The sequence below is a fragment of the Aeromonas sp. TW 6 genome (assembly GCF_013168745.1).
Taxonomy (GTDB): domain Bacteria; phylum Pseudomonadota; class Gammaproteobacteria; order Enterobacterales; family Aeromonadaceae; genus Aeromonas; species Aeromonas caviae.
This window is the reverse complement of sequence record NZ_JABERS010000004.1, coordinates 1-13152: the sequence shown is the minus strand read 5'-3', so window position 1 is coordinate 13152 and position 13152 is coordinate 1. Positions and strand designations below refer to the sequence as shown.

Below are 13152 nucleotides of genomic sequence, written 5' to 3'. Positions count from 1 at the left end.
AAGGACGCCTACCCTCGCATCAAGCCGGGCAGGACCAGGGCTACGGCGGCGGCGATGCGCGCGCGGATGTCGCTGCCCGGCGCCAGCAAGCCGAGCGCCATCTGGCGCAGCGGCTCCGCCATGGTCATCGCCAGCAGCAGGTCGCTGGTTTGGGCGGTGTCCAGCTCGCGCAGCCAGCCCAGTTGCTGCTGGCGCTGTAGCCACGCCGCCAGCGTCGCTCTGCCGCGGGCAATGCCGTTCTCCTGATAGGCCGCCAGCAGGGCATCGCGCCCCGCGAACTCATGCTGCAGCAGTCGGAACATGCCCACCGCCGGTGCGCTCAGCACCTGGCTGGCAATGGCTTGCAAGCCCTGCACCAGCATCTCTCCCAGTACCTCGGGGTGGGTTGCATCCTGCTCGAAGGCCGGTTGAAAGGCATCGGTCCAGCTGCGCACCGCCTGCGCTACCAGCTCGTCGCGATTGGCGGCGAAGCGGTAGAGGGTCTTCTTGGCAACCCCCGCCTCTTTGGCCACCGCATCCACGGTCGCAGCGTTGTAGCCCCCCTTGAGCAACAAAGTCAGCGTCGCCTCGGCGAGGGCGGAGCGAAGGTCGGCTTCCGGGGTGACCGGACGGCCTCGTGAGCGTGTTTCTTCATCGTTCTGGTGCGACATGATGGGCTCCTGGAAAGCATTGACAGACCCAGCATACAGGCATAGCGCAATTTAAGAAGCGAACTTCGTTTCCTAAATTTATGGGAGTCATATCATGTATCCTTCTGCCTTGTTTGCCCCCTGGGGCGTCAATGACATCAACGAGTTGCTCAGTCCGCAACCCCTTCGCCTGGAAATGGGCCTGACCCGCAGCACCGACGGCCTGCTGACGGTCGCCATCCGCACCGATCTGCACGGCTGCAAGGGGCGCATGCTGGATTGGTGGTTCACCTTCTTCGAGACGACCCAGCACATCAGGTGGTGGCACCCCCACGATCATGTCGAGCACCGGGGCTGGGATCATCACTGGAAAAAAGGGGAGCGCTTCGTGGGAGCCAGCATAGAGGCGGTGGAGTGGCTTGCCGAGCTGCCGCCGGTGGCAGCTCGCCTCAAGTTCCACGGTGCCGAAGAGGTGTTCGCCCCGCAATCGCTACACGAGGCGCGGGAGACGCAGGCTCTCTCTGCCGCCATCTGCGCCCGTATCGGCTTTGGCGACGAGGTGGCGCTGGATGAGCAGGGGGCGCCACTGGATGGCGAGATGCTGCACCTGGCGCGCGATACCCCCTATGGCTGTGTGCTGCGCAGTCGTTTTCTGCTGGGCAAGGCCTGCGCCAATCCGTTTGACGAGGTGCCGGACGAGGTAGGTTTCAACCTGATGCGCCACTGCTACAGCGAGTTCAGCTATCTGGCGCAGTTTCTGCCGTCGCTCTACTACGCGGAAAACGGTCGTGAACCGGCACCGCGACTCTGGTGACGGATGCCGAACGAGTGCGCAGGCCAGCTGCCGGATGGAGATGAACCGCGGAAGATGGTCATAAAAAAACCGGGCACTGGGCCCGGTTTGTTATGCAGTCAGGATGTGCTTACTGGAGCACCAGCACCATCAGCAGGCCGACGGTGATGGCGGACACCAGGAAGGCGAAGCCATAGAACACATAGTGGTGCAGCTTGGTGGTGTGGATCCCCAGATCATGCAGGCCGTGGTAGATGCGGTGCATGCCGTGCCAGATGGGCAGGGCGATGATGGCCAGCAGGATGCAGGCCCCCCACCAGGAGCTGGCGAAGGCGAGCACGCGCTCGTAGCTCATGGTCTCCACGTCCATGATGCCCATGGGCACCAGCAGACCGGTAATTAGGACAATCACCGGCAGCAGCATGGCAACCACCATGCCACCGGCACCAAACAGACCCCAGTATATTGGCTCGTCAGAACGTCTCATGCTTTTTCCTCAAATCAGGATTAATAGCGATATCGTGGCAACCTTGCTGACGCACGGGGTCCGGGGCCAGGCTGGCTCCAATAACCGGGTTCGTCAGAACGTTTCAGGGTTTTCTCCTCAGGCCACGATGATCAGGACAAGCAGGGATACCACCGCCAGCGCCAGATACTGGGCGATGACGATCGGCTTCTCCGGCACCAGGTCTTCACCACGGAAGATGCGCATGGCTTTCGGGGCCAGTGCGAACCAGGTCTTGGCGTGGAACAGGCAGGCTGCCAGGGCGACGACGTGGAACAGGATGGCGACCGGGCTCTGCAGGGATTCCAGCCAGCCGTTGAACGCCTCCTGACCCTGGACCAGGCGCATCAGACCCCACATCAGCACCACGGCGTAGATGGAGACGAAAATGCTGGTGCCTTCGCGGATCATGTAGCCGGTGTAGAAGGCATTCTTCAGCCACCAGTCTTTCTTCATCTCGCGCACGTAGGGCTTACGTTTGCTCTCAGTGTTGTTCATGGTCTCACTCCTGGTCTCAATCCGGCTTGAACATGGCGATCATGTAGTCCTTGGCGCTCTCGACCTTGCCAAGCTGGATGGCGGCGGCCGGATCCACGCCCTTCGGGCACACTTCGGAGCAGTAGCCCACGAAGGTACAGCCCCAGACGCCCTCGTCCTGGCTGATGATCTTCATCCGCTCCCTGGACGCGCTGTCGCGGTTGTCGGCGTTGTAGCGGTAGGCCAGTGCCAGGGCCGCCGGACCGGTGAACTTCTTGTTGATGCCATATTGCGGGCAGGCCGCGTAGCACAGACCGCAGTTGATGCACATGGAGAACTGGTGATACTTCGCCATGTCAGCCGGCGTCTGGGTGTACTCGCCATCGCACAGGCTGCGCGGCTCGGACGGGATGATGTAGGGCTTGATGCTCTCCAGCTTCTCGATGAAGTCGGACATGTCGACCACCAGATCGCGCTCGATGGGGAAGTTGTTGAGCGGCTCGATAGTCATCTTGCCCGGCAGGTAGTCCCGCAGGAAGGTCTTGCAACCGAGTTTCGGAATGCCGTTGACCATCATGCCGCAGGAGCCGCAGATCGCCATCCGGCAGGACCAGCGGAAGCTCAAGGTAGAGTCCAGATGATCCTTGATGTATTGCAGCGCATCCAGCAGGGACATCTCTTTGAGGTAGGGCACCTGGAAGGTCTGCATCCAGGGCTCGTTATCCTGCTCGGGACGGTAGCGCAGGATTTCAATTTCGATCATCTCAGCCATTCTTCTTAGCCTCGTCTTGTTTCTCACCCTCGGAACCGTACACGCGCTTGGCCGGTTGGGATTTAGTGATCTTCACATCGGAATAGTCGATGGTCGGGGCCCCTTCGCCGTTGTAGAAGGAGAGAGTGTGCTTGAGGAAGTTGACGTCATCGCGCTCCTCGTAACCGTCCAGACGCTGGTGGGAACCGCGGGACTCTTTGCGGTTGATGGCGGAGTGCGCCATGGCTTCCGCCACGTCCAGCATGTAGCCCAGCTCGATGGCGTACAGCAGGTCGGTGTTGAAGACCGAGGACTTGTCGTTGATCTTGATCTTCTTGTAACGGGCTTTCAGCTCGTTGATCTTGTCGATGGTGCCCTGCATCAGCTCTTCGGTACGGTAGATACCGACACCGGCTTCCATGGACATGCCCAGTTCGTTGCGGATATCCGCCGGGTTTTCGGTGCCGTCGATGTCCAGAAGGGAGAGGTGCTGCTTGATGAGCGCCTCGGCCTTGGCGACCAGCGCCTGGGTGTTGCCGTGTTGCTGGGTGGCGGCAAACTCGGCTGCCTGCTCACCGGCCACCTTGCCGAAGACCACGATCTCGGACAGGGAGTTGGAACCCAGACGGTTGGCGCCGTGCAGACCGACGGAGGCACATTCGCCAGCGGCATAGAGACCGGCCAGACGAGTGGCGCACTTGCCGTCGGTTTCGATGCCACCCATGGTGTAGTGGGCGGTCGGACGTACCGGAATCGGCTCTTTTACCGGATCCACACCCACGTAGGCCTTGGCCAGTTCGCAGATGAAGGGCAGACGCTCTTTCAGGTACTTCTCGCCAAGGTGGCGCAGGTCAAGGTGAACCACGTCGCCCATGGGGCCCTGGATCACGCGGCCTTTTTGCTGCTCCTGCCAGAAGGCCTGGGAGAGACGGTCGCGCGGACCCAGCTCCATGTGCTTGTTCTTCGGCTGGCCGACCGGGGTTTCCGGGCCCAGACCGTAATCTTGCAGGTAGCGATAGCCATCCTTGTTGAGCAGGATGCCACCCTCACCACGACAACCTTCGGTCATCAGGATGCCGGTGCCCGGCAGACCGGTCGGGTGATACTGGACGAACTCCATGTCCCGCAGCGGTACGCCGTGGCGGTAGGCCAGGGCCATGCCGTCCCCGGTGACGATGCCGCCGTTGGTGTTGTAGCGATAGACACGACCTGCGCCGCCGGTGGCCAGCACCACGGACTTGGCCTGGATGAAGCGGGTGATGCCGTTCTGGATGTCAAAGGTGACGACACCCTGGACTCGGCCATCTTCCACGATGAGATCCAGACAGAAGTGCTCGTCGAAGCGCTTGATGGTCGGGTACTTGATGGAGGTCTGGAACAGGGTGTGCAGGATGTGGAAGCCGGACTTGTCGGCGGCGAACCAGGTGCGGGGGATCTTCATCCCGCCGAAACGGCGCACGTTGGCCTTGCCGTCCGGTTTGCGGCTCCAGGGGCAACCCCAGTGCTCCAGCTGGATCATCTCGTTGGTGGCGTTGTTGACGAAGTACTCGACTACGTCCTGCTCACACAACCAGTCACCACCGGAGACGGTGTCGTTGAAGTGGTTTTCCAGGGAGTCGTCATCACGGACGACGCCTGCGGCGCCACCTTCGGCGGCCACGGTATGGCTGCGCATCGGATAGACCTTGGAAATCAGGGCGATTTCCAGCTCCGGGTGGGCTTCTGCAATGGCGATTGCGGCACGAAGGCCACCGCCACCGGCACCGATGATGGCAACATCGGTCTTGATAATATCCACATCTGCCTCCTTAGGGATAGATTTGCTGGGCACGATTTTGCTCTATGAAAAAAATTCAGGCTTGATGCAAGTCAAACTGCTTTGTTTTAGTGCTTGGCAACGGTGATTTTTATTACAACCACCCCATTCCTTGGATGAAAATGCCGTCATTATCGCCATCCATCAGTGATCTGGATCAGCCGTACTCGCTACTCTGGTGATTTTAACTCCAAGATTATACGTAGTTTTCTTTCAAAAAAATGAGAAATGCCTCTCTTTTTGGGTATTACCCATAAAGTTTTTAAGTTTTTTATCAAAACAGTTTAATGATAACTATTATCACGATGACATATCGAGGTTAGGCATCAAAAAAGTAATGCGAATATAGCCATGACAGACTGGGCCCGTCTCCCACACATGGGCAAAAGGAGATGTCGATCACAGGGTTGAGGGTCTCGAAAGGGGATTATAACCGTTGAAACAAAAAGGGTTTATAAAAAAAAGGGGCCTGAACGGCCCCTTTCTTCCCATGGTCGATCAGATGCGGAACATGCCGACCTGATTATTCAATTCACCTGAAATATTTTTAAGCTGGGCCGACAGATTGCGGGAGCTGTCCGCATCCACTGCCAGCTCGTCCGAGACATCCTTGACCGCCTGGATGTTGCGGCTAACTTCGTCGGTGACGGCACGCTGTTCCTCGGCGGCGCTGGAGATCTGGGTCGCCATGTCGGAGATCTGGTTGATGGAGGTGGTGATCTGCTCCAGCGCCTGGGTCGCATCGTTGGCATCTTCCACGCTGTTCTGGGCCAGCAGCTGGCCCTCGTGCATGGTACTGACGGCGCCCTGGGTGTTGCGCTGCAGGGTCTCGATCATGCTGCGGATCTCGACGGTGGAGCTGTGGGTGCGCTGGGAAAGCACCCGCACCTCGTCGGCCACCACGGCAAAGCCGCGTCCCTGCTCGCCAGCCCGGGCGGCCTCGATGGCGGCGTTGAGCGCCAGCAGGTTGGTCTGCTCGGCGATGCCCTGGATGGTGGAGAGGATGGTGTTGATCTCCTGGGCGTTCTTCTCCAGTTCCTGAATGATGCCGGAGGCCTGCTTGACCTGGGTGGCCAGATCCGTGATGGAGCGCTGGTTGCGGGCAATCACCTGCTTGCCGTGCTCGCAACTGCTGGAGGAGCTGCGGGCCGCTTCCGCGGTCTGCTCGGCATTGCTGGCCACTTCGACGGCGGTGGCGGACATCTCGTGCACTGCGGTCGCAATCTGGGAGATCTCGTTTTGCTGGCGGGCCAGCCCCTGGTTGGATTTCTCCGCCATGTCGTGGGAAGACCTGGCCTGCTGGTTGAGCTGGGTGGAGGAGTTGGAGATGTCCTGCACCATGACGTGGATGCGCTCGATGAAGGTGTTGACGTGCTTGGCGACGGTACCGACCTCGTCTTCACGCTCGATCTTGATGCGACGGGTGAGATCGCCGTTGCCGCGGGAGAGATCGGCAATTGCCTCGCCCAGGGTTTTCAGCGGCGCCAGGGAGCCGTTGATGGCGACATAGGAGAAGCCCGCCACGATGAGGATGGTCAGCAATCCCTGAATGAGGGCGGAGGTGACCATGCGGGAGACGGACTGGTAGGCGACCGCTTCGTCCACCACGATGCCGAAATACCAGTTGGTGTTGGGGATCTCGGTGAGTTCGAATACGCTCGCCTTGCCGCTGATATCCATCTCGGAGATGGTGTTGTCATGGGCCAGCTCGTTGACCTTGGCTGCCGTCAGCTCCGGGGAGATGGCGGTGGCGGGTTTGAGGGTCAGATCCTTGTCCGGGTGGGCGATGATGGTGCCGTTGCTGTCCACCAGAATGGCATAGGTGCCTTCCGAGTTCATGGCGAGCACGTCTTTCACCAGACCGTCGATGGAGACGTCACCGGCGATGACGCCGTCGGTGTTGCCGCGACTGAAGGGCTCGGCGATGGTGATGATGAGCTGGCCCGTGGTGATGTCGGCGTAAGGGGCCGTGATGGCGAGCTTGCCGGCGGCCATGGCGTCCTTGTACCAGGGGCGCTGGCGCGGGTCATAGCCGGCCGGCAGATCGGTGGGCTTGCTCTGGATCATCCGGCCATCCTTGGTACCCACGTAGACGAGATCGAAGTTGCCCGCATTCATGGACTGGGCCAGGTGGCTGAGGGGCTCGTCTTCCTTGGCGAAGGCTTCCTTGGTGGCGGTGACGAGATTGATGCGGGCGTCGAGCCAGCGGGAGATCCCCTTGACGTTGGCGATCGAGCTGTTGTCGATGAAGCTCCAGATCAGTCGCTGTGTCTCGCTGCGCAACTGGGAGGTGTTGTACCAGACCTGCAGGCCGGTAATGACCAGAATGATGGCCCCGATGGCGAGGACCAGCTTGTTCTTGATGGATAGGTTCATGTTTACATCCTTGTGAGCGTCAGTCTGAGATCCATGGTGTTTGTTATTGTTATGAGCCAACTCTGTATCGGCTGGCGGTGGACTTTATGTATCCCGGTGCACAGCAATTTTTCGACTTTTTTCACCTCCCGACGGCCCGCCAGGCCGCGCCGATACTCAGCTGAATCGATCTGGCCGGTTGGTGAAGATGCCATCGACACCCATGCTGGCGAGGGCTCTCTCATCACTCACTTCGTCGACCGTGTAGACCAGGATCTTGAGCCCCCGGCGATGGGCATCCGCCACCAGGGTCTGGTCGACAAAATCCACGTCGCAGTTGAGGGACCAGGCCCCCAGCTCTTCGGCGAAGCGGGCCCCGTGCAGCGGCAGGCTGGCGGTCAGGGCGCCGAGGCGCAGATCGGGCCTCAGACTGGCAAAGTGCGCCAGCTCGGGATGGTGGAAGGAGGAGATGACCCAGTGCGCCTGGGTAAAGCCAAGCTCGGCCTCGGCCCGACGGGTCAGGGCGGCCACCGGCTCGGCGGTGTGGGCGCCCTTTAGCTCGATGTGCAGTTCGCAGCGCCCCGCCACCAGTGCCATCACCTGCCACAGGGTCGGGATCCGCTCCCCGTCCCCCGCATCCAGGCTCGCCAGGTACTCCCGGGATTGCCCGGTCAGCACACCCTGGCCGTTGGTGCAGCGCTCCAGCCGCCGGTCGTGGAAGACCCAGAGCTCTCCGTCGGCCCACTGCACGTCCAGCTCGATGGCTTTGGCACCCAGATCCAGCGCCAGGCTCATCGCCTTGAGGGTATTCTCCGGGGCCAGGCCGCTGGCACCGCGATGGGCAATGATCTGCATGATGGCTCCTGTTGTCGTCTTTGGGGGCTTCATCCCCGGCTCATCCGGATGTCGATCTGCTGATGTGGCAGATGCATGCCGACCTGGCCGAGTTTCTCCAGGATCAGGGAATGTACCTCGTGCGTAATGGGCATCCGGTGATCCATGTTGTTGACGTAGAGCCGGATCTCGTAGATGAGGGCCGAGTCGGTGAACTCGATGAGGAACACCTCCGGGGCGGGCGTATCCAGCACCAGGGTGGACTCGCGCACGCTCTGCTCCAGCAGTTGCTGTACCTGCTTGGGATTCTGGGTCAGGCCGATGCGAATGCGCAAGCGGACCCGGGTGATGGCATCGGACAGGGACCAGTTGATGAATTGCTCGGTGATGAAGGCCTTGTTGGGGACGATGATTTCCTTCCTGTCCCAGTCCACTATGGTGGTGGCGCGGGTCTTGATCTTGGTGACGGTGCCGGTGAGATCCCGGATGGTGACGGTGTCACCCAGGCGGATCGGTTTTTCGAACAGGATGATGAGGCCGGAGACGAAGTTGGCGAAGATCTCCTGCAAGCCGAAGCCCAGCCCCACAGAGAGTGCTGCCACCAGCCACTGGGTCTTGGACCAGTCGATGCCGAGCATGGAGAAGCCGGTGAGGGCGCCAATCAGCAGTACCAGGTACTTGCTCACCGTGGTGAGGGCGAAGCCGGTGCCTGGGGAGAGGCTTAGATGCTGGAGCAGGGTGAGCTCCATCAACCCTGGCAGGTTGCGGGCGGTGACCACCGTCAGGATGAAGGCGAAGACGGTCAGCATCAGATCCTGCAGGGTGATGGCGGAGAGCTGCTCGATGCCGGCCACCTTGCTGCTCACCTGCCACACCTCGATGCTGCTGAGGAAGCTGAATGCCGAGTTGAGATCCGACCATTGCACCACCACCAGCATGGTGAAGCCCAGCATCAGCAGGGTGCGCACCAGGCCGAGGGACTGAGCGCTGATGGTATCCAGATCCAGCTCGGGCTCCTCCACCACATCGGGGATCTCGGAGCTGAGATCGTCCTCTTCCCGCTCCCGCTGCGCCAGGATCTCGGCCCGCTTCTGCTTGGCGCGATCGAAGGCGAGTCGGCGGCGCTGGATCAGCATCCAGCGGTGGGCCAGATAGTAGACGAGCAGGCAGCCGAGCCCCGCCAGCAGGCTCAGCTCCAGCTGGCGCAGCAGGGTGCGGGAGGTGTAGAAGTAGCCGAACAGGGCGCCCAGCACCGCCAGCAGCGGGGCCAGCATCAGGCTGTTCCAGATGAAGTGGTGCAGCAGATGGGGCTTGGTCATGTCTGCCTGACCCCAGGTGAGGGGCAGTTTTTCCCGGTTGAGGCGGGCAAAGAAGAGCAGCAGCCAGAGGGCCCCGATGATGAAGGCGAGGCGTCCCAGGGAGTCGTAGAAGGCGTGCTCCTGATAGCTGCTCGCCATGCCCTGCACGAAGAAGCTCGGGATCAGCACCAGCAGCAAGGTACGAAATTGTCCCCATACTCGCTGCACCCGCTCCTTCTGCCAGCGGAAGTGGAGGATGAGGATCCCCTTCTCCAGAGTGAGGTGGCGCGCCACCAGCAGGGCCAGCAGCAGGAACCAGATTTCACCCAGGCCCCGGGCCACCGCCACCGCGAAGGGATATTGCCAGGCGCCGTCCAGCAGGCCGTGCACCATGAGCACCATGGCGGGCAGCGGCAGGGCGGCGAGCACGGAGCGCACCAGCAACCGGCTGGTGAGGCTGAACTTGTCCTGGGTTACCTTGCCGATGCGCGGGGCAATGTACTGGCTGTATTGAATGAGGTGGCGGGCCAGTTTCAGCCAGCACCAGGCCAGCCCCAGCAGCCCGAGGCCAGCCAGGGTCAGGCTCAGGGGGTTGTTCTCGGCGATGGCCCTGGGCAGTTGCAGCCAGTTGGCCGGATTGAAGGCAAGGCCGAGGGCGGCCGGGACGCCGAGCAGCACCGCCGGGCTCAGGGGGCGCACGTCCGGCATCCAGAACAGATGGCTGGCGCTGAGTTCGCGGATCTCGTCGATCTTGCTGTTCTGGCGGCTGTAGAGCAGCTTGAGGCGGGTCTGCTCCTGAATGAGGGTATCGGAGGCATCGTTGAGCCGGGTCAGCAGTTGCCGTCTCGCCTTGAGCAGGTTGTCCAGCACGGCGCGCTGGGCCCTGTCCAGGGTGATGCCGTCTCCACTGAGCAGGCTGTTGCGCAGCTGGACCGGATCCTTCAGGGCATCCTGCTCGGTCTCGTACTGGTATTTGGCCATACGCGCCTTGACGATGGCTGACTCCAGCCGCTCCAGCGGGAAGTAGGCGGGCAGATCGGCCAGCTTGCTGCGCAGGTTCTCGCCGTAGGCGTTGCTTATCTGCAACCACTCCAGCTGTTCGCGCACCGAATTGACCAGCTCGTTGAGCCCGGAGAGGGAGGTGTCCACCCCCCGCTGCTCGTCCTGCACCCGTTCAATCTGGTCCTCGAGGGCCCCCAGTTGGAGGGAGAGGGCCTGGTTTTGCTGCTGCTGCTCCTGCAAGAGGGGGAGGTCAGAGGTGAGCTGGCGGCGCAGGCGTTCACTCTCGGCCAGGGCCTGCTCGGTCTTGTCCCGGCGCAGCTGGTTCTGCTGGGCAAGCAGACTGGTCTGCCACTCATCCTCGTCGGTGATGGCGAGGTTGAGCTCCTGCAGCTTGAGCTTGCCCAGATCGTTGCGCTGCTGGGCGGAGAGCTGCTCCAGCTCCAGCATCTGGATCCGGTCGGAGAGGCTCTGCTCCTTGAGGCGGGTGGCCAGTCGCTGGGCCTCCTGCAACCTGTCCGACTCGTTGCTGAAGCTCAGGCGATCGAGCAGGGAGCGGGTCTGGAGCAACTGCTTGCGCAACTCGTCGACCCGCTGGTGATACTCCTGGCCCGTGCTCTCCAGCTGGTTGAGGCTGTCGGTCACCGCCTGACGCTCCTTGCGCAGGTTGAGCTGGCGGTTGCTGCTCAGGCTGATGGCCTGGCGCAGGGCATCCTCCTTGAGGGAGGAGAGGGACGGGCGGGACTGGGGCTGATAGTTGTGCAGCCCCTCCTTGAGACGGGCGGACTCCTTGGGGTAGTCGATGAGGATCTGCTGGTAGGCCTTGCCCTGTTCCCGGTAGCGCTGGGCATCCCGGGCATATTGCAGCGCCTGCTGGTAGCTCTCCCGCAGTTGCTGGTTTTCCGGGGTATCCGTCTTGGGGACGCTTTGCAGCAGCTCCTCTACCTGAGTGATGGCATCATCGGCCTGGACAGCGGAGAAGGGGAACAGGCTGAGACAGAGCATCAGACAGAGCATCAGACAGAGCAGGCGTTGCAACATGGCGCACGTTTCCGTTCAGGAGAAGTCGCCCTAGCCTAAAGCAGGGGCCGGGGCGGGTAAAGCCCTCAAGATGATTGATCCACGGCACAAATAACGGGTGATCCGGGTCTTGTTTGGCTATTATTCTGGCCGTTCCCCTTCATTGAGCAATTTATGTCCTCCGTCGATCTGGGCACGGCCCCCCTTTCCCGCCTCTTCTTGCGTTACGTCACCCCCACGGTGGCCGCCATGCTGGTCACCGGCATCTATGTCACCATAGACGGCATCTTCGTCGGCCATATCCTGGGCCAGGACGGGCTGGCCGGCATGATGCTGGCGTACCCCATCTGCGCCGTGCTCTACGCGGTGGGGGCCCTGATCGGCATGGGATCTTCGTCGCTGGCCTCCTTCTATCTGGGCAAGGGGGAGCAGGCCAGGGCGCGCCACATCGTCGGCAATGCCCTGGTGATGGTGCTCATCGCTTCCGCGCTGCTCGCCTTCATTGGCATTCGTTACGGCAAGGCCATGCTTGTCTGGATGGGGGCGCAGGGGGTCATCTTCGACGCAGGCTTCGCCTATCTGCAGTGGTACGCCTGGCTCGGGGTGTTCGCGGTGCTCTCCATGGCCTTTACCGCCCTGCTGCGCAACGACGGGCGACCCGGCCTCACCACCTGGGTCCTGGTGGGGGGCGGCGTGCTCAACGTGCTGCTCGACTACCTGCTGATGGCGGTGATCCCCTGGGGGCTGGCGGGGGCCGCCATCGCGACCATGCTCTCCCAGGCGGTCACCGGGGGCCTGTGCCTGTGGCACTTCTTTACCCCCCGCAGCCAGTTGCGCATTCGCTGGGATACCCTGGTGCCCGACTGGCGGCTGATGGGGGAGACATTGCGACTCGGGGTGTCGAGTTTTCTGATGTACCTCTACCTCTCGGTGGTGCTAGCGCTGCACAACAAGGCGCTGCTCTCGGTGGGCACTTCGCTGCATGTGGCCGCCTATGGGGTCATCAGCTACAGCGAGGCCTTCTTCTATCTCATCTTCGAGGGGATCGCCATGGGCATCCAGCCTATCGCCAGCTTCAATGCCGGGGCGGGCAACTGGTCGCGAGTGCTGCGGGTGCGCAACCTGGCATTGGGAGTGACCATGGCGGTGGCACTGTGCGGGATGATCCCGCTGTATCTGTGGCCGGAGGCAGTGGTTTATCTGTTTGCGGGGGACAATGCTGCCCTGTTGCCGGTGGCGACCCTCGGTATCTGGCTCTACTTCTGGGGGCTGCCCATGGAAGGCTTGCTGCTGGTGGGGGCCACCTATTTCCAGGCCATCAACCGGGCCCGCATCGCTTCCCTGCTCACCGGCGGCAAGTTGGTGCTGATCGGCGGTTTCCTGTGGGGCTTCTCCTCCCTGTGGGGAGTGGCCGGTGTCTGGCTGGCTCTGTCCACTTGCAGCACTCTGCTGGTCCTGGTGATGTGGCGGGCGATGAACAGGGAGGGGCGCCAGCACAGCGCTGCCTGAGATGTGGTCATGCGTCCATGAAAAAGGCAGCCTTGGCTGTAATGCCAGTCAGTTAAGCCTGACTGGCATTGTTTTTACTAGGTTTTCTCGTCGCATACTTCTGTGGTTTGGCTTTGATGCACCTTGGGTAACTTCGTTCTCGGCGGGCGGGTAACTTGAACTGCTC

Annotated in this window: 10 protein-coding genes; 2 read left to right on the top strand and 8 right to left on the bottom strand. The window is 61.6% G+C overall.

The window, feature by feature from the left end; all coding sequences use genetic code 11:
- Positions 1-8 precede the first annotated feature (8 nt).
- A complete protein-coding gene (locus tag HKD46_RS02685) occupies positions 9-650 on the bottom strand; it encodes a TetR/AcrR family transcriptional regulator (RefSeq protein ID WP_124814412.1) in 642 nt (213 codons plus the stop codon).
- Between the two features lie 94 nt (positions 651-744).
- Here HKD46_RS02685 and HKD46_RS02680 point away from each other — a divergent pair, with 94 nt between their 5' ends.
- Positions 745-1443 (top strand): DAPG hydrolase family protein, encoded by a 699-nt coding sequence (locus tag HKD46_RS02680; RefSeq protein WP_109422505.1) that lies wholly within the window; start codon positions 745-747, stop codon positions 1441-1443.
- A gap of 109 nt (positions 1444-1552) precedes the next feature.
- Here the strand turns inward: HKD46_RS02680 and frdD are convergent, their stop codons facing one another.
- From frdD to mscM, 7 genes are all read right to left on the bottom strand, one after another.
- A complete protein-coding gene (gene frdD, locus HKD46_RS02675) occupies positions 1553-1909 on the bottom strand; it encodes a fumarate reductase subunit FrdD (protein WP_109422504.1) in 357 nt (118 codons plus the stop codon).
- A gap of 117 nt (positions 1910-2026) precedes the next feature.
- Positions 2027-2425 (bottom strand): fumarate reductase, encoded by a 399-nt coding sequence (locus HKD46_RS02670; protein ID WP_042078943.1) that lies wholly within the window; start codon positions 2423-2425, stop codon positions 2027-2029.
- Between the two features lie 16 nt (positions 2426-2441).
- Entirely contained in the window at positions 2442-3176 is a 735-nt protein-coding gene (locus HKD46_RS02665; RefSeq protein WP_042065016.1) for a succinate dehydrogenase/fumarate reductase iron-sulfur subunit, read from the bottom strand.
- Positions 3169-4953, bottom strand: a complete 1785-nt coding sequence (gene frdA / locus HKD46_RS02660; RefSeq protein WP_010673806.1) for a fumarate reductase (quinol) flavoprotein subunit — start codon at positions 4951-4953, stop codon at positions 3169-3171. The genes HKD46_RS02665 and frdA overlap by 8 nt, the downstream gene beginning before the upstream one ends.
- A gap of 516 nt (positions 4954-5469) precedes the next feature.
- Positions 5470-7347 carry a methyl-accepting chemotaxis protein gene (locus HKD46_RS02655; RefSeq protein WP_119196907.1) on the bottom strand — a complete coding sequence of 626 codons (1878 nt, stop codon included), beginning with the start codon at positions 7345-7347 and terminating at the stop codon, positions 5470-5472.
- A gap of 156 nt (positions 7348-7503) precedes the next feature.
- Positions 7504-8181 carry a glycerophosphodiester phosphodiesterase gene (locus HKD46_RS02650; RefSeq protein WP_109422497.1) on the bottom strand — a complete coding sequence of 226 codons (678 nt, stop codon included), beginning with the start codon at positions 8179-8181 and terminating at the stop codon, positions 7504-7506.
- Between the two features lie 29 nt (positions 8182-8210).
- Positions 8211-11498, bottom strand: coding sequence for a miniconductance mechanosensitive channel MscM (gene mscM, locus HKD46_RS02645; protein WP_161470066.1), 3288 nt, complete (start codon positions 11496-11498; stop codon positions 8211-8213).
- A 153-nt stretch (positions 11499-11651) separates the two neighbouring features.
- On the opposite strand from mscM, the gene HKD46_RS02640 reads away from it, so the two are divergent.
- Positions 11652-12986: an MATE family efflux transporter gene (locus HKD46_RS02640; protein WP_109422499.1), complete on the top strand. Its 1335-nt coding sequence runs from the start codon at positions 11652-11654 to the stop codon at positions 12984-12986.
- Positions 12987-13152 lie beyond the last annotated feature (166 nt).

What these genes read in the sequence shown, in the direction of transcription:
- HKD46_RS02685 (WP_124814412.1), bottom strand. Translation starts at nt 650, where the DNA reads ATGTCGCACCAGAACGATGAAGAAACACGCTCACGAGGCCGTCCGGTC.
- HKD46_RS02680 (WP_109422505.1), top strand. Translation starts at nt 745, where the DNA reads ATGTATCCTTCTGCCTTGTTTGCCCCCTGGGGCGTCAATGACATCAAC.
- frdD (WP_109422504.1), bottom strand. Translation starts at nt 1,909, where the DNA reads ATGAGACGTTCTGACGAGCCAATATACTGGGGTCTGTTTGGTGCCGGT.
- HKD46_RS02670 (WP_042078943.1), bottom strand. Translation starts at nt 2,425, where the DNA reads ATGAACAACACTGAGAGCAAACGTAAGCCCTACGTGCGCGAGATGAAG.
- HKD46_RS02665 (WP_042065016.1), bottom strand. Translation starts at nt 3,176, where the DNA reads ATGGCTGAGATGATCGAAATTGAAATCCTGCGCTACCGTCCCGAGCAG.
- HKD46_RS02655 (WP_119196907.1), bottom strand. Translation starts at nt 7,347, where the DNA reads ATGAACCTATCCATCAAGAACAAGCTGGTCCTCGCCATCGGGGCCATC.
- HKD46_RS02650 (WP_109422497.1), bottom strand. Translation starts at nt 8,181, where the DNA reads ATGCAGATCATTGCCCATCGCGGTGCCAGCGGCCTGGCCCCGGAGAAT.
- mscM (WP_161470066.1), bottom strand. Translation starts at nt 11,498, where the DNA reads ATGTTGCAACGCCTGCTCTGTCTGATGCTCTGTCTGATGCTCTGTCTC.
- HKD46_RS02640 (WP_109422499.1), top strand. Translation starts at nt 11,652, where the DNA reads ATGTCCTCCGTCGATCTGGGCACGGCCCCCCTTTCCCGCCTCTTCTTG.